At 67.8% G+C, this 16,691-nt stretch carries 22 protein-coding genes; 1 reads left to right on the top strand and 21 read right to left on the bottom strand.

Going from position 1 to position 16,691, the window contains the following annotated elements; genetic code table 11:
* From ABZE72_RS10520 to ABZE72_RS10510, 3 genes are all read right to left on the bottom strand, one after another.
* The coding region (locus tag ABZE72_RS10520; protein WP_372728979.1) for a hypothetical protein at positions 1-722 on the bottom strand (722 nt) is incomplete at its 3' end.
* A 16-nt stretch (positions 723-738) separates the two neighbouring features.
* On the bottom strand, positions 739-1,530 hold the full coding sequence (locus tag ABZE72_RS10515; protein WP_372728978.1) for a hypothetical protein: 792 nt from the start codon (positions 1,528-1,530) through the stop codon (positions 739-741).
* Positions 1,527-5,141 (bottom strand): phage tail tape measure protein, encoded by a 3,615-nt coding sequence (locus tag ABZE72_RS10510; protein ID WP_372728977.1) that lies wholly within the window; start codon positions 5,139-5,141, stop codon positions 1,527-1,529. Before ABZE72_RS10510 ends, ABZE72_RS10515 begins: the two co-directional genes overlap by 4 nt.
* Positions 5,142-5,190: 49 nt before the next feature.
* Between ABZE72_RS10510 and ABZE72_RS10505 the strand changes: the two genes are divergently transcribed.
* Positions 5,191-5,403 (top strand): hypothetical protein, encoded by a 213-nt coding sequence (locus ABZE72_RS10505; RefSeq protein ID WP_372728976.1) that lies wholly within the window; start codon positions 5,191-5,193, stop codon positions 5,401-5,403.
* Here the strand turns inward: ABZE72_RS10505 and ABZE72_RS10500 are convergent.
* The 18 genes from ABZE72_RS10500 to ABZE72_RS10415 form a co-directional block, all read right to left on the bottom strand.
* Positions 5,400-5,705, bottom strand: coding sequence for a hypothetical protein (locus ABZE72_RS10500; RefSeq protein WP_372728975.1), 306 nt, complete (start codon positions 5,703-5,705; stop codon positions 5,400-5,402). The genes ABZE72_RS10505 and ABZE72_RS10500 overlap by 4 nt on opposite strands.
* 62 nt (positions 5,706-5,767) lie before the next feature.
* Positions 5,768-6,283 (bottom strand): hypothetical protein, encoded by a 516-nt coding sequence (locus ABZE72_RS10495; protein ID WP_372728974.1) that lies wholly within the window; start codon positions 6,281-6,283, stop codon positions 5,768-5,770.
* Entirely contained in the window at positions 6,283-6,762 is a 480-nt protein-coding gene (locus ABZE72_RS10490) for a hypothetical protein (RefSeq protein ID WP_372728973.1), read from the bottom strand. The genes ABZE72_RS10495 and ABZE72_RS10490 overlap by 1 nt, the downstream gene beginning before the upstream one ends.
* Positions 6,763-7,163: 401 nt before the next feature.
* Positions 7,164-7,454, bottom strand: coding sequence for a hypothetical protein (locus ABZE72_RS10485; RefSeq protein ID WP_372728972.1), 291 nt, complete (start codon positions 7,452-7,454; stop codon positions 7,164-7,166).
* 20 nt (positions 7,455-7,474) lie between these two features.
* The gene (locus ABZE72_RS10480; protein WP_372728971.1) at positions 7,475-7,942 is read right to left on the bottom strand and encodes a hypothetical protein; all 468 of its coding nucleotides are present in this window, start codon (positions 7,940-7,942) and stop codon (positions 7,475-7,477) included.
* Entirely contained in the window at positions 7,939-8,406 is a 468-nt protein-coding gene (locus ABZE72_RS10475; RefSeq protein WP_372728970.1) for a hypothetical protein, read from the bottom strand. Before ABZE72_RS10475 ends, ABZE72_RS10480 begins: the two co-directional genes overlap by 4 nt.
* Positions 8,403-8,972 (bottom strand): hypothetical protein, encoded by a 570-nt coding sequence (locus tag ABZE72_RS10470; protein ID WP_372728969.1) that lies wholly within the window; start codon positions 8,970-8,972, stop codon positions 8,403-8,405. Before ABZE72_RS10470 ends, ABZE72_RS10475 begins: the two co-directional genes overlap by 4 nt.
* 58 nt (positions 8,973-9,030) lie before the next feature.
* On the bottom strand, positions 9,031-9,393 hold the full coding sequence (locus tag ABZE72_RS10465) for a hypothetical protein (RefSeq protein WP_372728968.1): 363 nt from the start codon (positions 9,391-9,393) through the stop codon (positions 9,031-9,033).
* A gap of 2 nt (positions 9,394-9,395) precedes the next feature.
* Positions 9,396-9,599: a hypothetical protein gene (locus tag ABZE72_RS10460; protein WP_372728967.1), complete on the bottom strand. Its 204-nt coding sequence runs from the start codon at positions 9,597-9,599 to the stop codon at positions 9,396-9,398.
* A 19-nt stretch (positions 9,600-9,618) separates the two neighbouring features.
* Positions 9,619-10,566, bottom strand: coding sequence for a major capsid protein (locus tag ABZE72_RS10455; protein ID WP_372728966.1), 948 nt, complete (start codon positions 10,564-10,566; stop codon positions 9,619-9,621).
* Positions 10,567-10,609: 43 nt separating this feature from the next.
* Positions 10,610-11,125 carry a hypothetical protein gene (locus tag ABZE72_RS10450; protein ID WP_372728965.1) on the bottom strand — a complete coding sequence of 172 codons (516 nt, stop codon included), beginning with the start codon at positions 11,123-11,125 and terminating at the stop codon, positions 10,610-10,612.
* A 58-nt stretch (positions 11,126-11,183) separates the two neighbouring features.
* Positions 11,184-12,704 carry a phage portal protein gene (locus ABZE72_RS10445; RefSeq protein WP_372728964.1) on the bottom strand — a complete coding sequence of 507 codons (1,521 nt, stop codon included), beginning with the start codon at positions 12,702-12,704 and terminating at the stop codon, positions 11,184-11,186.
* Positions 12,705-13,979, bottom strand: a complete 1,275-nt coding sequence (locus tag ABZE72_RS10440) for a hypothetical protein (RefSeq protein WP_372728963.1) — start codon at positions 13,977-13,979, stop codon at positions 12,705-12,707.
* A 40-nt stretch (positions 13,980-14,019) separates the two neighbouring features.
* Entirely contained in the window at positions 14,020-14,256 is a 237-nt protein-coding gene (locus tag ABZE72_RS10435) for a hypothetical protein (RefSeq protein ID WP_372728962.1), read from the bottom strand.
* A 415-nt stretch (positions 14,257-14,671) separates the two neighbouring features.
* Positions 14,672-14,902 carry a hypothetical protein gene (locus ABZE72_RS10430; protein ID WP_372728961.1) on the bottom strand — a complete coding sequence of 77 codons (231 nt, stop codon included), beginning with the start codon at positions 14,900-14,902 and terminating at the stop codon, positions 14,672-14,674.
* Positions 14,903-15,206: 304 nt separating this feature from the next.
* Positions 15,207-15,368 (bottom strand): hypothetical protein, encoded by a 162-nt coding sequence (locus tag ABZE72_RS10425; protein WP_372728960.1) that lies wholly within the window; start codon positions 15,366-15,368, stop codon positions 15,207-15,209.
* Positions 15,365-16,147: a hypothetical protein gene (locus ABZE72_RS10420; protein ID WP_372728959.1), complete on the bottom strand. Its 783-nt coding sequence runs from the start codon at positions 16,145-16,147 to the stop codon at positions 15,365-15,367. The genes ABZE72_RS10425 and ABZE72_RS10420 overlap by 4 nt, the downstream gene beginning before the upstream one ends.
* Before the next feature lie 322 nt (positions 16,148-16,469).
* Positions 16,470-16,691, bottom strand: a 222-nt coding sequence (locus ABZE72_RS10415; protein WP_372728958.1) for a hypothetical protein, incomplete at its 5' end; no start/stop codon positions are given.

Here is a 16,691-nt window from a genome sequence, read left to right as displayed (position 1 = left end):
GCCGGAGGGACAGGGGCAGGCGTCGGGTCAACGATGACCGGACCAGCAGAGGAGGCACCGATGAACGTGGCGACGTCGGCGTCATCCGCGGCCAAGTCGTCGAAGTCGACCGTCGCGTTCCACGGGCCGTCGACCTTGCCCACGTACAGGCGGCCGAGGTTGCCGTAGACGTCCAGGTTGGCCGACGTGTTGCTGTAGGTCTCCGTCGGCGCCGCATCCGCCGTGGCATAGGCGAACTTGATGACCCCGTTGGAGATCGTCGTCCCCGGCACCATCGCCAGCTCGACACGGATCCACGTGTTCAGCGGGATCGCGGCAGCCGACCGGAACAGGTCAACGTCATTCCAGTCGCCCTGCACGATGAACTTGCCCGACGCGTCCATCCGCAGCCACGCGATGGCGTCGGCGTTGCCCGCGTTCGTCACGTAGCAGAACGACGCCATGCCGGTCGGGTAGGCGCTGAACCGCATGTACCAGCGGGCACGAAGCTGAGGCCAACCGGTCAGCGTCCACCGGACGTTGGCGCCGACACCCGACGCCGAGCCGTACACCATCCGATAGCCGAGGGTGCCCTTCTGGGCAGCCGCAGACGCGAACGTGATCGACTGGCCGCTCGGGACGTACATCGAATCCCAGGCGTCACCCGACGCGCCACCAGAGTTGGCGGTCGTGACAGTGACGCCGTTAGTGCCACCCTCAGCCGAGTTGACCCGTGCGGTCACGAGTCACCCCCAGAGGTCACGGGCCGGCCAGCATGTCGGCATAGGTGGGATAGGCGGCGTTCAGATCGGCGTAGGTGGAGAACGTCAACAGATCCACGTAGGTGCGGCCCGACTGCGAACCGCCCACCGGCTGATCGACGACCAGGTACGGGACCACGTGCACCCGCCGCTGCTCAGCCGCGTAGTCCACCAGCCGCGTCTCCTGAATGTCCCCAACGGAGATGTAAGACGTCGGAACACCCCACCCGAGATCCGCCGGCACGTTCAGCAGCAGGACCGACGTGTCGTCCGTCAACGCCTCCAACTGCGCCAGCTCGATCAGCGACACTGTGTTGATCTCGATCGTGCTCTCAGGTGCTTTCCGGCGACCGTCCGTCTGCACCACCGGGAACTTGCTGCCCATCGGGTGATACACGCCGCGCCGAGCTGCCCGAGTCCGCGCGCCGAACGCGGCCACACTGATCGGCATCGACAGCGCGGGCGCCCCCGGATGAATCAGCCACACCCGGTCCTCATCGACCGTCACAGGCGTCGACAGGTTGGCCGGCGACTCCAGCGTCGAGTACGTCACCGGCGCCCCATACGGGGCCTCGTTGTCGTACATCGTGCCGACCCGGTTCGCCCCGGACGTGACCAGAGTCAGCGGCTCACCGTCCAGGGTGCGCACCACCCGCACGACCCCATCCGGGTCCAGCCGCGTCACCGTCGCCGCGAACAGGTTCGGCGAGCCGGTGTCGGTCACATCCAGCTTCACCCGGGGCGGCGTCGTCGAAGGCTCCACCGTCGGCACCACGGTCACACTGCTCACGAGTTGAACCGCCCGCGGTCAGTGATGGACACGATGGCGTCAGTCATCTCCGCCGCAACGATGTGAGCGATGCCGTCACTGCCGACCTCCAGGGCGCCCTCGATAACGACGCTGTCGAAGTGGACATGCACAGCGGTCGGCGCCCCACCGCGACCGGCCCCGACGGCGACCCCCGGCATCGGCCCCACCCACTCCTGCCGGCGGGTGCCGTTGTACGTGTAGCCGGGCAGCAGCGGCCCGCCCTGGTCACGCACGTGCGGGTTGAGAATCCCGCCCTGCGCCATCGCCCAGTGCACGTGGTCCCAGTGGTCCCCGCGGGTGGGCTCCGAGTACATGTGGTGCTTGCCGTTCCAGATCTGGCGCTTCCCCGCCGGGGAGTAGATGAGCTCCTTCGTCTGCCCGAAGTAGTTCTTATAGATCCACTCGAACACGTCGGCCCGCGGCGGCACGTCGACCGCACGACCGGATGCGTGGTAGGACAGGTTGCCGGTGGCGGTGATCGACCCGGGCCGGAACCCGGAGTTGAGGGCCAGGCCGGGGAACTGCCCGCGCAGGGCGGTCATCATCGCCTGCCAGCCGATACCGGGGCCGAGAGCGGGCGCGAGGTTGGCCTTCAGCCAGTCCACCGTGTCCCCGTAGGCGCGCTCCATCAGCGCATCCGCAGGGGTGGAAATCGGGAACTGGAACGGTGAAGTCGACGGGGGGCGGGGAACCTTGTCCACCGACGAGAACCCGCCGTCCGCGAAAGCATTCAGCCGCCGCCCGGTCTCCTGCCAGATGTCCAGCGACCGAGCACGCTTCGCAGGCGACAGGGGGATGTACGCCTCGCCACCCGTCTCCGGTTCGGCCCACACCCGCCACGCCCCAGCGGGGGCGATCTGCGCGACGTGGGACTCCATGCCGCCGTCGGCGTAGTAGGAGACGACGCCGCCGTCAGCTTCGATCAGCCCACCGACACGACCGCCGACACCGGCAATCGGACGCTTGCCGAGGCCGGTCAGAATCGGGTTAATGCCCCCGGCGAGGCTCACCCCGTACTGGGCGGCGATCGCAGCGACCGTCGTCGTGCCCGCCGCCAACTGCCGGGCCAGCTCCGTGACCACGCCAGCGCCAGCGGTGCGACCGATCGCGGCCAACACCGGCGCGGCGATCGTGAGCTGAGCGCCCCACGCGTCCGTCGCCTCCCTCGACCGCATCGCAGTGATGTCGTCGAACCTGTCAAGCTCCGCGTCCGAACGGTTCACCAGATCCGCGACCAGCGGCGCACCCTCCGGACCCATCCGCGACAGCTCCGCCAGCGTGCCCTCGGACACCCGCCCGGCGAGGATCAGCATGTTGGTCTGCCAGTTCGCCTGAGCAGTCACCTGCTCCTCGAGGCGGGCCATGTACTCGTCGAACGAGAACCCTGTGTCGACCACGAAGTCACGCCACGAATCAGCGCCAGCGCCGGCAGCCTCCGCAGCCTTGCGCGCCGCCTCTTCCTCGGCCGCGGCCTTCTCATCCAACATGCCCGTGTAGGCACCCAGCGGGTCGATGAAGTCGCCGAGGGACTGACCGAGCTCGCTCGACGCCTTGATCAGCTCGGCGGTCTGGTCCTCGGAGTAGCCGAGCGCCGCCGCATAGCCCTGCAGGCTGCCGTACGCGACGTTCAGATCCTGGGCGAGCAGGGCAGTCGACGCGGCCTGCTGCTGCGCGGTCTGCGCCGCCAGCTCCTGCTCATTGGCGATGCCGTCGAGCGCCTCCTGGTAGCCCGGCATGAGCTCCATCAGCTCATCGACCGTGCCCCCGCCCTTCTTCCACTCGGCGGCAAGGTGGTCGAACTGCTCGGCGGCCAGATCGGCACTGCCGCTGTCGACCATCAGCCCCAGGGCATCGCCGATGCCGTGCAGCTGCTCGATCAGGGCGGCGCGCTCGGGGCGACCATCCGCCGAACCCAGGCCAACCAGGCTGCCCACCGAGCCGCCGAAGTCATCCAGCCGGTTCAGCAGGCTCGGGTCGGTCAGCTCCCTCGCGGCATCAGCCAAGCCGTTGATGTCTTCGGACCACAGATCGGCGCCGCCGCGCTGGAACATCGCGTCCAGCGACTCCATCGACGTTTCCATGCCCAGCAGGGCCTGGGTCGTCTCCTCCATGGTGGCCGGCGCATCGCCCATGGAGTCGATCAGTCCGCCGATGGCGTGACCGAGCGCAACGACCACACCCGCGATACCGGCAGCCTTGCCGACCTTGCCCAGGCCGGAAGCCACCCCCGGGGCCGACGCGGACAGCTCCCGGAACGACCGGTACGTCTCCATGACCCGCGGAGCCAGCAGCAGGAACGCGCCACCGGCCAGGCCACCCACTGCCGCGACCGAGCCGAGGGCGGCAAGCACCTTCTGCACCGGGTCCGGCAGGTCGGCGAACCACTGCGCGACGTCGGCGACACCCTCAGCCAGACTGGCGAGGACCGGCAGCAGAACCTCACCGATCTCGATACCGGCCTCGGCGATGCCGTTGCGGGCGATCTCCAACTGTGCGGCGGTCGTGTCGTACCGCTTAGCGGCCTCCTCGACCAGCGCGTTGTTCTGCTCCCACGCACTGTTGCCTAGGTCCAGGTTCTCGGTGACCATGCCCTGCGCGCTAGCCATCTGCAGCAGAACCGCGGTGTCCTGGGTGCCCTTGATGCCGAGGTCGGCGAGCATCCCCACCACGTTCTCGCCACGGTCCTTCGCCGCAGCCAGGCCGTCAGTGAACGCGCCGATAGCCCGGATCGGGTCAGCCTCGAACGCCCGCGCGAACTCGGCCGACGACATGCCAGCTGTGCGCGCGAAACCCTCGAGCTGGTCGCCGCCCGTCTGAACGGCGGAGTAAATGTCCTGCATGGTGCGCGTCATGACGCCGCCACCGCGCTCGGCGTTGATGCCCAGGCTGGTCATCGTGTTCGCCAACGCGAGCACATCCGACTCCGAGGCGCCGATCAGCGCCGCCGAACCGGTGATGTAGGAGGCCATCTTGACGATGTCGGCCTCGGTGGACGCCCCGTTGTTACCGAGCTCGACCAGTGCCGCACCGAGCCGCCCCACGTCCTCGGGGGCGGTGTTCATGACGTTCATCAGCTGCGCGAGGGACGTGGCCGCCTCCTCGGCTGACAGGTTGGTCGTCTCACCCAGGTTGACCATCGTGCGGGTGAACTCGACGACGCTGTCGATCTCGACGCCGAGCTGACCGGCCGCCTCAGCGACAGCCGCGATCTCCTGATGGGAGGCGGGCAGAACCCGCGTCAACCCACGCAGACCCTGCTCGAGCTGTGCGAGCTCCCGCTCCGACCCGGACACGGTCTTGGTGACCCCGGCCCAGGACGATTCCCAGTCCATCGCAGCCTTGACGGCCAGACCGAGCCCGGCGGCCATCGTGGCACCGAACCCGACCGCGACCCGGCCGACGTCCTGCATGGCGCGCTGCTGCTTCTGCGCAGCGACCTCCATGGCCTTCTGCTGCTGGTCATACGCCCGCTCGGCGCGCTTGACCGCGCTAACCGTGACGCCCAGCTCGTCGGCGAAAGCCTTCTGAGCCCGCATCGCCGAGTCGTTGTCGCCAATGAGGCGGACGACGATGTCACGAGAGAGTGCCACGACCGCCTCCTGTCTGTATCGTCAGCGGTCCGTTACCGAGGGGGATGAAGTGAGCGAAGACCGGCCGCGCTTTATAGAGCGCCAGGCAGCCGCCCAAACCCCCGAAGAGAGCCGCCAGCGGCGGGCCTTGACCATGCTCGGAGTCGGGGGCGTCGCCCTGCTCATCGGCCTACTGAGCACCATCAACGGCAGCGCGGTCGGCCTGTTGATCGGCCTACTCGGCGTCGGCCTGCTCGTCGGCGGACTGGTGATCCGCCACTAGCCCATCGGGATCGGCTTGCACCGCAGGCAGTCAGCCGCCGAACCGTGCGCCATCACCGCAGACACACCCTCGCCGGCCTTCTTCGCGCCATCCGACTGCGCCAGCCGCTCCCGCTGCTTGCAGCCCTTGCACTCGTCGAGGTGCGCGTGGAACGCCAGCTTGTCCTCGGCCCACTCCTCCGGGTGCGTGCCGCACGACTTGCAACGCCGATTCTCGTGCACCTGCCAGGCCAGCGCGTCATCCCGATCCGACTGCAACCACTCCGGGTCGACACCCGGGCGCACCACCCGACCGAGGAACACGCTGTGCGGAATGCTGCGCGGCCCGCAATAGCCCATCCGACGGGCATACAGCGGATCGCGCCTCAGCCTTTTCCCAGCGCCTCAAACCTCGGCGCGAACACGTTCAGATTGAGCAGCGTCGACGACAGGGACGACTTGTCGCCATCCGTCCACGTCGGGCGGGCAAGCTGCTCAGCCCACCACCCGGCATCCTGCAACTCCGGGTCCGTGCACGACGCCGCCGTGAGCACCGCCAGAATCGCCGACAGGTCGTACTTCTCCCGCGCATCCTCGTCGAGCTCGGCGATCGCCGCCTCCCACTCGTCCTCGGGCAGCGACTGCAACTCGATGTCGACAGTCATCTCCGACCGGCGAGCCTGAGCAGCCTCCAGCGCGGCCTTGATCTTCGCCTCACGGTCCGTGTCAGCCTTCGCCGGATTCTTACCGGCAGCCCTCTTCGCCGCCAGCGACCGCATGTGCTCCACGAGGTCACCGGACAGTTGCTTGATCTCGGCGACAGCAGCGGACGGGTTGCCAACCAGAATCGGGTGGGTCACCGTCCGCCGCTGCTTCGCCTCGATCAGGTCACGAAGACCCATCAGACCATCGCCGGCAGAGTCACAGTGCTCGGCAGGTTCGTGACACCAAAGTCGATGCGCACCTTGAACGAGTCCGAGGTCAGCGAACGGACCGGCACCACAGCACCCACCGTGGCCGGGAACAGCTCAGCCGGGTAGGTGGCGACATCGCCACCATCACAGATCAGCACGTACCCGGAGTCGTCCAGGGTGAGGACCGTACGGACGTCGGTGCCATCCTGCGAGCCGTTGAAGGTCATCGACGAGTCGTCCAGGGACACCCGGCCCGTGATCTTCGGGCTGACCCGCGACGAGGCGTCCTTGGTCTCGATGAACGTCGTCGAGTAGGACCAGCCGGCCCAGTCGTCCAGCTCGGGGGTCAGGTTGGTGCCGGCGGTGATCTCCGCGCGGGTGGGGGCGGCACCAGCGACGGTGGGCAGCCAGTACACCTTGACGATGCCGGGCTGGAAGAAGCGGGTGGAGACGGGAATGGTTGCCATGACTTGTCAGTCCTCCGGGGCGGTGGTTTGTCGGGCAGGGTGGAGCGCGGCACCACCGCAGGGCGGGGCCGGGATCAGGGGTGGCGAGTGCTAGCCAGCCTCGGTTTGGGAGTCCAGTTCGTGGCGCTCAATCCAGGCGGACATAAAGTCCTCGCGTTGACGCCTGACGTTCTCGGGCGCGCCGAGTGGGATTGGAATGTCAGCGAGGTTCTCGCGTAGCCATTCCTCGCACGCCTCTTGGGAGTCGAAGAAGTACCAAAGACAGCCAAGCCCGGCAGAGCCTAGTTGTCCGAAATCCAGAGCAGGCGACCAGACGTAAGGCTCGGTTCCTTCGGGATTCCGTTCGGCGATCCAGTGTGGATTCTCTGCCAGTATCGGCTTCTCGCATTCAGCGCACACAGCTACTCGCTCGCGGCGTCCAGCACGGTCTTGCGGGCCTTGCCGGACTTCTCGGCAGCAGCAACCTGCTCGCGCTCGGCCTCGGGCAGAGACCCGATCGCCGCGACAACGACAGGTGCCGGCTGCTCGCTCAGGTCACCGCGGCGAACCGCGTTGAGCACCCGACGGTTCTCCTGCTCGGTGGTCGGCGTGGACGGGTCCACGGGCTTCCACCCGTTGTCGCGGTAGTGCTTGGTGTCCGGAACGTCCTTGACGCCGAACACCTCGTGACGGGCGCGCATCTTGCCGGGCATGTTGTCTCCTCGATCAGTTGTCAGCGGAACCCGGCGGCGCGGGCGGCATCTTCGACGGCCTGCTCCACGCCACGGCGCAGATCAGCAGCGCGGCCACGCACAGCGGGCCACAAATAGGGGCGCGTGGGCTGCGAAACCCACACATCCTCGTTCCCAAAAACGGGGTGACGAAAGTAGGAGGCGGAACCCTGCTGGCTGATCCCCTCGAACACCCGGCCGTGCGGGACCGACTCCGACACATCGACCCGCAACTCGAAGCCGACACGACCACGACCCATGTCCACGATCGGCTTACCGGTGATCGCCGACGGAATCCGCGACGACCACGCGCCAGCACGCGACCGGGCATCCGACAGCGCCGCCTGACCGACACGCGCGAACACGGCCCGCAACTCCCGACGCTGCACCGCGGTCATCTGCGCAAGATCCCGCTGCAACTGAGAGAACTGGTACGAGGCAGGCAGCGCCGAACGGTTGCGGCCACTCACGACAGCGACACCAGCTGGATCGTGAACCCGATACGCACACCAGTGCCCTTCGCGTCCCGACCCTGCAACCACTGCGCCGACGCCAACCGCGCCAGATGCACCACGCCACCCAACGTCCGGTCAGCCTTCAGCGCGGCGTCGATCGCCGTCAGGATCGTCCCGACCTCATCGCGGAAGTGATCCACGTTGACGTCACCGCCACCCGCATACACCGAGCCCGCCACAGTCAGCGTCTCCGTCACATTCGGACGAGCACCCGACTCGACACGCTCCACCAGCACCGCGTCCTGGTCGTCCTCGAACGCGGCAGCCACAGTGACGGCGCGTGGCGCATACGCACGCTCAGGCGCCGGACCGTCGAACACGGTCACACCACCCACAGCATCCGGCAACGGCAACGCAGCCCGGATGCACTCACGCAACGCATCCACCGCCGACGCCGTCACACCAATCGGCAGCGTCACGCGATCACCGGCCGCATGTACGGCTGCAGCAACTCCTGCGCCCGCGACGGAATCGCATACCCGCGACCGGGGATGCTCGCGTCAGGCACACCATCCACGCCACCGAAACCAGCCGGCGCATCCGACGTGAAGCCAGGACGACGCTGCGTCTCGAACAGATGCGCGGCGATGATCAGCACAGCCAGCCGGATCGACGCCGGCAACGACTCCCGGCCCGACGTGTACGTGACCGTGTAGTCGCCGTAGAAGTATCCGCCGTCAGCCATGCGCAGCACGCCAGCCGAGACGTCGACCTCATAGTCAGCGAGCGTCAGATCCGAGAAGCTGCCGAACCCGGTGGGTCGCCCAGACACCGCGGTCACTTCGCCGGCGGGCAGTCGTCGCAGGAGCAGCGTCGAACCCGAGACCGCGCGGTGAGTCTCAGTGACCTCACTGGTCTCGAGTGGACCGATCATCCCGGCCACGACTTCGACTGCTGCGTCCAGAGTGTCGGCCAGCTCGTCATCATCGGCGCTGGTCGTGATGTTCTGATGGATCTTGAGGTCCGTGAGCGTGGGCAGTGACACGGAGCCTCCTCAAGTTGGGGTGCCCCAGCCCGGGAGTAGCCGGGCTGGGGCGGAACTGCTAGACCTCGTCGGAGAGCGGGTGAGTGCCGCCCTTCTTGCCCTTCTCGTCGCCGCGCTGCTCGACCAGGGGGTTCTGGTGGACGAGCACGACGCGCGGGGAGTTCGGGTCCGACGGGTCGTGGTTGGGATTGACCACCGAAGCGGCGTGCTGCAGGTTGCCGATGAGCTTCGAGTAGTCGCCCCGCTTCGGGCCACTACCCAGCGCGTCCTCTGGACCCTGGGGCTCCGAGGCGTCGCCCGGGAGCATGGGGGCACCCGAGTCCAGAGCGTCGTCACGAGTGGTGACGCCGCCTTCGGGGTGGGACAGCTTGTCGTTCTGAGCCTTCGACGCCTGCGCGCCGTCAGCGACCTTGTCGGCCATTGTCATTCTCCGATCTGCTGGATGGTCTGTTCGCCGCACTCGATGCAGCGCGTGATGCGGTGGGTCGGCTTGGGCCGCCCACCCCTGGCGCCTTCGTCCGCGTAGAAGAAGTAGCTCTCGATCCGAACCTCGGCCCGGTCACCCGTGGGCTGGCAGAACTCCTCGTGCCGGATCTTCGGAACGAGGGTCTTTGTGGGCGTGGTCATGAGCTACTTCCCCTTCGGATTAGGAGGCGAGGACGCCCGACAGTCGGGCGGCCGGCTGCGCGCCGAGCATGGCGAGACCGCAGTAGATCTCGATGCGGCCGAGCCACGAGGGCTTGGTCTCGAGCTGGCGCGGCGGGTCCACCTGCAGACCGCCGTTGGTGATGCCGAGAACGCCGGTGTCGTTCTCGCTGGCCGCGAACTTGACGGCGTAGATCGAGGAGGCGACCGACGAGGAGCCCTGAACCTCGGTCTGGGGGATGACCGCGGTCTGGTCGGCCTTGAGGCCGGCGTCCAGGATCGGGATGCCCTGCCAGGTCGGGACCTCGACGGGGCGGCCGGTCAGCTCATCGACCGTGTAGTTGTTGATCGTCGTGTTGCGGAAGACGGTCCGCAGCAGGGCGATGACCTGGCTGTTGGCGTACAGCGCGTTCGCGCCGGGGACGAGCGCCAGGAGGGCGTCGAGCCGGTCGAGGAACGCGGTCCGGGTGGCGGCGTCGGTGTTCATCGCCGCACCGTTGGTGCCCGAGGACAGCACCTGACCGCCGGTGATGCGGGTCTTGAGGCCGTTGAACGAGTTGGCGTCGACACCCGTGGAACCGTTGATGAAGGTGTCGGAGAACTTCGCCGCGATCGACCGGGCCTTCATGTCCCGCTGCGCCGCCACGAGGGAGGCGACGGAGCCGGTCGAGGTCTGCTCGAGGAAGCGGTCCACGACGTAGTCGCCACCGAGGATGACGAGGGACTCGGTCGCGTTGTTGAACGTGCCGGTCGACTCGGTGTAGCCGGCGTTCACGGCACGGAACGCGGCGGCCGGCAGTGTCGCCTCGCTGTTGTAGCTGAAAGCGCGGCCCGCGATGTTCTCGAAGGGCACGCGGTTCATGATGTTGCTGGTGTTCAGGACGCCGACGACACCGGGCAGGCGCGGGTCCTGCGCGGTGACAGCAGCTTCGGCCAGAGTGACAGCCATGAGGGGTGTTTCCTTTCGGTTGGCCCCTCAGGCGAGGGGAGGGCTAGCGGCGGGGAGCCGCACGTAGGTCGGCCTCGATCTGCATGAGGTCGGCCTGCCGGGGGTTGGCGGGCGGTGCGTTGGTTCGGGGGCCGAGGTCGGCGTTGCCCTTGGGTCGGCCGTCGTCCTTCACCGGGAAATCGCGGAGGATCTCCTCGGCGTCGGCTTCGAGCTCCTCGCGGGTGCCGCCGACAAGCCGCTTGGCCTGTGCGGGGGTGAGGCCCTTCTCGAAGGCGACCTCGAGGCGCTGGGCGCGGGCCTCGTGCTGAGAGGCGGTCCGCTCGGCCTGCTCGGCTCGGGCGGTCAGCTTCTCCAGATCGCTGCGCCCGGCCTCTTCTAGCTCCTGCGCCTTCTTGGCGAGGGGCTCGAGTTCCTTGAGGCGGGCGCGAAGGTTAGCCGCTTCCTGGTTCGCCTTCTTGATCTTCGCCTGAGCGCGCTCGGGGTCGAACTGCTCAGGCTCAGTGCTCGGCGCCTCCTCCGGGGCGACGTCGGGCGCGCTTTCGGGTGCTTCTTCGGACACGTGCCCTCCAGGGGCTCAGTTCGAGGTGGTGCCTGCCGCCCACCAGGGGCGGAAGTAGTTACGCCACAGGGGGCGTGGAGGCGCTCTCGGCGCTGTTGGTGCTCGCCGCAGCCAGCAGCCCCGCTGCAGCCATGGCGGCATTGAGGGTCAGGCCGTCCGACGCCATCAGACTGCGGGCGAGCTTCATGCGGGCCTCAACGTCGGCCGTCGCGCGAGCAGCGGCAGCCTCGGCGGCGCGAGCCTTGATGGCGTCGCGCTCCGTCGGACCCAGCCCGACAACTTCCTGAGCTGCCTCGATGTCGTAGACGCCCGACTCGACGCCCTTGACTGCGGCATCCATCGCCTGAGCGATAGCCGGGGTAGCCGAGTCCTTGAACGCCGCCGTCATCAGCGACAGATCCTGCGGAATGGCGCGCACTGGAACGCCGTCACGGGCGGCCACGGCGAACCGCATCGCCCGGCAGTACCGGGGACCCCACGCGTCCTTCTTCTCGTCAGCGCGGAGGATCAGCACCGTCTCAGCGGCACGGCGAGCCTCGGCCGAAGCCGGGTTCACCTGATTCAGCCCAAGGTCGTCCGGGGGGAGTCCGCCGATCGACGCCAGTGCCGACGTCAGCAGGTTGATCCCCGCGACGAAGCCGGCAAGTTCAGCCTCCGGGAACTGCCCGAAGTTGACACCCTGACCGGCCAGCCACGTCTTGGACTTGGTGGCGTTCTCCCAGTAGGCGGACGCCTCGGCCTGTAGCCGTTCGCGGTCCGCGCCATCGGTGGGGATCTGGATGCCCGTCGCCCAGCGGCGCGGAGTCTGGAAGAACTCCGACGTCACCATCATGTCCGTCGCCAGCTTGTTGATGCCGTCCGCTATCGGGGCGATCGACGCGAGCTCAGAACGGCCGGCTCGGTTCAACAGCCGACCACGGTTCACCATCGGCACGATCGGCACCGCGCCCAGCGGGTTGTTCAGAACCTGCTCGACGACGTAGTTGCTGCCCACCCCGGCCACGTCCGACTTACTGACGTATCGGATCACCCGATCGGCGAGGTACAGCGTGGCGAACGTGCGCCCGTCGTCGTCTTTCCACCGCTTCAACGCGGCCCGAACCACACGGTCACCCGTGCCCGGCTCGTAGATCACAGCGACCTGATGGGCCGACTCGAACGTCATCAGCGGCGTCTGCGGGTCCTCGTCGTTACCCCACACGGAGATGAACCCCAGGCCGTGCACGAGGGTGTCGACCTGGCCGAGCGGGGCATCCTCGTGCATCCCGTTCGCAGTCCAGATCCGCCACAGCTCGGCGTCCGTCTCACGGCCCTGACCGATGCGGAAACCCTCATGCTTCACCCGGCGGTTCACCGAGTCGGCGATCGTCTCGCCCCAGTTGATGACCATCGGCGACAGGCGGTTACCCGTCTGCGCCGCCACCTCGGGCGCCAAGAACGCCAGCGGCTGATCGCCCGAGTAGTAGCGATCCCACTTGTCGTATTCGACGTTCGCCGTGTCCAACTGGCGCGACAACTGCTCGACAAGACGGAGGTACGGGTCGGCGTTCCGCGAGACCAGAGACAGAGGCTGGGACATCTACACGCCCACCATCCATCCGCTGCTCGTAGGTGCCGTTGTCAGTCCGTGTAGTGCAAGCGCCGCGGCGCGAAGAGGTGAGATGTCGACGTCGCCCTTCGCGTCCAGCACGCGGGTCTCGCCCGAGGTCTTCCAGCGGGCGGCGCGCACCGCCGTGTTCAGCGCCGGCTCGTTGCCGTGCCGCAGCGTTCCCGCCAGCACCGCATCCGACAGCGCGTTGTCGGCCTTCGCGCGGTCAGTCAGCGTCGTCTCGGTGGCGTCGGCAACCAGGCCCTTGGAGGCGTGATCCAGCAGCACCCGCGAGCCGTAGCGCGCCTTGAGCTCGGCGTACCGGGCTGGCACCCACGTCGCGTCACGCCGGTAGTCATCGCCCAAGAGCAACTGCACGCTGCCATCAGGGCGTCGCCAGGCCGCGCAGATCGCCGACCACGAACGGTCCGGGGCGGTGGCGATGCCGAAGACGGGGGCGGCAATGGTCGGCTTGGTGTCAATCAGGTTGGCCCACAGGGTCTGGTCGATCGCACCGCGGGTGCTGTTGACGTCAGCCCACATGCCGAGCCGCTCCATAGCGAACTGCTCGTCATCCATCGCCGCACGGTCATCGGCGCACGCCTCGTAGGAGATCCGCACACCAAAAGCCGGGTTCGCCTTCGCCCACGTCTCCGGGGCGTCAAAGTCGTCCGCCGGCTCGGCGGCCCATTCCAGCCACGTGTGCCGCGGCTTCTTCTTCAGCGCCGACTCACGCACCCGCGAGAACGCGAACGCATCATCGTCGGGAGTAGGCGGAGTCCCGAACAGCCACAGTTGAGGATTCGGCCGCGCCGACATCGTCGGAACGATCGAACCCCACGCGCGCTTACCGAGGATCTGCGCCTCGTCCAGCAGAAGGCAGTCGGACGAGAAACCGCGCCCGCCGCTGACCCGACGGGCTTTCAGCTTGATCGTCTGCTTTTCCATGCCCGAGCCGAACGACAAGAACTCGCGGTTGATCGCGTCCATGCGGCCGGTCACCCGAGCCTCGAGCGTCGGATTGGCCTCGACGACGTCGATCAGCCGCCGCCACACCTCGCGCGCCGTGTCCGTCTCATGCGCCGAGATGATGATCGTCTTCTCACCGAAGATCAGAACGCCGGCCAAAGCCCGCGCCACGATCAGCTGCGACTTCCCGTTCTGCCTCGGCGCGGAGATGCCGACGAACTTCGACACCCAGCGACCGTCAGCCCGCTCGCCCATCGCGGCCTCGAGCGCGTACTCCTGCCACTCATCCAGCGGCATCCCCAACGACGCAGCCAGATCAGCGACGTCCTCCCAAGAGTTATCCCGGGAGCTTGGCGCGACCCGAACTCTTGGCGGGTGCGGACCGTCGAGCAGCTCGGCGCTGCGCGATCTCGTCGATGCTGTCACCCACGGCCTCCTTGGGCGTCAACTCGTCGATCTCGGCAAGCGTCGCCCGGTACTGCGCCACAAGCGCGGCCCGGCGATCGGCGGGCGCCTCTTCCATCCAGTCGGCGAGCTGTCCGCGGAGCTTGGTGAGGTCATCCAGACGAGTCACGGCGACCCCCCGACCTCTGTGTGTGCAAGCGGGAACAGAGGCGGGTCATGGAGCCTCGGGCCTTGAGGGTCACCCCCCGGGTCGTCGGCCAAGATCACCGAGCACCCGCGCGCCTCTGACCTGCACGTTTACAGCCGAAGGCGGATCACGTTCTGCCGCGCTCGTCCCGCCTGGGCACCTGCTCGCTGGTTGCAGCGGCGTCGGCACCAGGGGCACGGGCGTCCGTGAGCGAAGCCGAGGTAGTGGGTGCGGTCGTCGCTGTGGTCGAGGTGCAGGCCAGGTCCCATCGGACCGAGTGGGTGTCCACACCGTGTGCACGGGTCGGTCGGGTCGTGCCTCGCTGCTGCTGCCTTGCGTGCCTTGACGTGCTCGTAGTCGTAGCTGCTGGAGCGTGGCCGGCTACGGGACCAGGGCATCAGGCTGTCGCTGTCTCCATGGCCGCATACCGGCGTGCGAGCAGGTGGTCGAGCCGCCACTCGCACAGGTCGATGCAGTGCTGGTTCTCGCCGGTCGGGCTGTGTTCCATGATCTGCCGGGCACCGCGCAGTTCGGCGAGGGCGTCGACGATGTTGGCGTCGAGGGCGGCCATGTCACCGACGGGGCGGAGGAACGGGTCGGCCACGCACTTGTGCTCGGGCTCCGTCATCGCTCCGACCTCATCTCCACGAGGACTCTGACCACGCCGATGACGGCACCGACGGCGAAGCACAGGCCGATCCCGATCGCGGCCTCGCAGTAGGCCCAGGGCACGGTGATGGTCACGGGCGTCTCCGGTGAGGAAGTGTGCGCGCTACCTGTATCGACCCGGCCCGCTGCTGGTCACCACATCACGAGGCCAAGTGGCGGGCACTGAACGTGCGAAAGCCCGCCGGTCGTCGCAGACTCGGCGGGCTCAGGAGACAGGTCTAAGACCTATCGAGGCTTACGTTCGCATGTGGTGGGAATGATTGTCAACTCGACGCGCTCCAATACTCGGCCTCGGCTCGCACTGCCGTCTGCCACTGGATGAGGTCGGCGCGTGCTTCGGAGATCATCCGTGCTCGCACACGCTTCCGGGCGATACTGCGGATCGCGGCACGCTCGAACCAGTTGAGAGTGATCGACTCACTCACGCCGCCCCCTTCCTCTCGCCATCGTTCACGACCACGGTGAGCAGATCACCCAGGCGGATCACGGTGCCAGTGTGGTACGCGATGCGTCCTCGGTGGATGTAGCCACGGATCGACGCCTCGGTCACCTTGATGCCGCCGACGTCGCCCATCATCTGCGCCGCTTCCCGCACGGTGAACAGTCTGTCTCGTGCCTGCTCGAGCAGCCATGCCCTGCGCTCGGCCACGGGATGCTCGGTGGCGCACACTTTGCAGCGCACCTCGGCCGCGTTCGTGCGGGCGTACAGATCCTCCAGGCAGGTGACCAGGCGGCCCTCGTCGTCGGGGTTCTCTGCCATGCAGGGGCCGACGAAGATGCGGTCCGCTGGCCTGTCCACTGCCCGTCGTGCTTGCCGGATGGCGTCGGTGATCTCGTCGACCAGTTCGACCACGGCAGGGTGCCGGCGGATCTCTGGGACGTGGTTGAGCAGGAACGCCGCAGCGAACCGTGAGCTGTCCTCGTAGCCGAGGAGTCTGATCTCGCCGATGTCCCGGGCCCACGTGGTCAGCGTGTTCCCGAGTACGTCCGCGGCCATCATGGCGCCCACGTTGATCGGGGTCCGTTCCCGCGCCAACCCGGGCTGCCCTGCGTTGCCGATGCGGGCCTGCTTGCTGAGGCTGATGTCGAGGTCGGCCACGATGGCGGCGACGTCACCCAGTTCCCGCTCCAGGGCTGTCGTGTCGGCGTGGCAGAGCAGCGACTCGGCCTGCTCGCATCCGCACACGGGGCAAGAGGCGGTCATGGTCGGTGGTCCAGCGCTTGAGCGCGTCGGTCGAGGAAGTTCGCCGCGCAACGGTGCCCATCCGCGTGAGTGCCCTCATAGGTGTCGGGCACGTTGTCGGCTTCGGCTCGCTGTTCCTGCGCCGCTGCTCGTAGCGCCTTCGCAACGAACGCCCGCGCCTTCTCCCGCTCAGCGGCAAGCGCCTCGGCTACCGCATCGCGGACTTCGGAGACCCCGCAGTCGCAGTCGCCCCCGCAGCAGTCGCCATGAGCCTCGCCCTGACACCAGGACGCGTGCTCATGCACAAGGGACACCGCCATCAGCCTGTCGTCCTCCGTCGCGCTCACCCTTCCGCCCCAGTCCGCTTGTGCCGCAGCGCGAACGCAGCCGGCGTCCACACCGCGAAATCCCCGTGCGCATCGAGCGTGATGACGTCCCCCAGGTTGGCCCGTTCGCGCACACCGTCTGGCTGCTGAATCCACATCGTGTAGCCGTCGATGGTGGTGGCGATCCCGTAGTCGGCGAGCCACGCCTGTGCGAGGGCCATGTCCCGCAGGTTGCCGAT

This window comes from Nocardioides sp., assembly GCF_041600255.1.
Taxonomy (GTDB): Bacteria; Actinomycetota; Actinomycetes; order Propionibacteriales; family Nocardioidaceae; genus Nocardioides.
The sequence above is the reverse complement of the archived record's forward strand: the minus strand, read 5'-3'. Positions and strand labels throughout refer to the sequence as shown.

Excerpts from the sequence above, each read along its gene's own strand:
- ABZE72_RS10430 (WP_372728961.1), bottom strand. The coding sequence starts at position 14,902 with ATGACGGAGCCCGAGCACAAGTGCGTGGCCGACCCGTTCCTCCGCCCC.
- ABZE72_RS10490 (WP_372728973.1), bottom strand. The coding sequence starts at position 6,762 with ATGGCAACCATTCCCGTCTCCACCCGCTTCTTCCAGCCCGGCATCGTC.
- ABZE72_RS10440 (WP_372728963.1), bottom strand. The coding sequence starts at position 13,979 with ATGCCGCTGGATGAGTGGCAGGAGTACGCGCTCGAGGCCGCGATGGGC.
- ABZE72_RS10485 (WP_372728972.1), bottom strand. The coding sequence starts at position 7,454 with ATGCCCGGCAAGATGCGCGCCCGTCACGAGGTGTTCGGCGTCAAGGAC.
- ABZE72_RS10460 (WP_372728967.1), bottom strand. The coding sequence starts at position 9,599 with ATGACCACGCCCACAAAGACCCTCGTTCCGAAGATCCGGCACGAGGAG.
- ABZE72_RS10465 (WP_372728968.1), bottom strand. The coding sequence starts at position 9,393 with ATGGCCGACAAGGTCGCTGACGGCGCGCAGGCGTCGAAGGCTCAGAAC.
- ABZE72_RS10455 (WP_372728966.1), bottom strand. The coding sequence starts at position 10,566 with ATGGCTGTCACTCTGGCCGAAGCTGCTGTCACCGCGCAGGACCCGCGC.
- ABZE72_RS10445 (WP_372728964.1), bottom strand. The coding sequence starts at position 12,704 with ATGTCCCAGCCTCTGTCTCTGGTCTCGCGGAACGCCGACCCGTACCTC.
- ABZE72_RS10495 (WP_372728974.1), bottom strand. The coding sequence starts at position 6,283 with ATGGGTCTTCGTGACCTGATCGAGGCGAAGCAGCGGCGGACGGTGACC.
- ABZE72_RS10420 (WP_372728959.1), bottom strand. The coding sequence starts at position 16,147 with ATGACCGCCTCTTGCCCCGTGTGCGGATGCGAGCAGGCCGAGTCGCTG.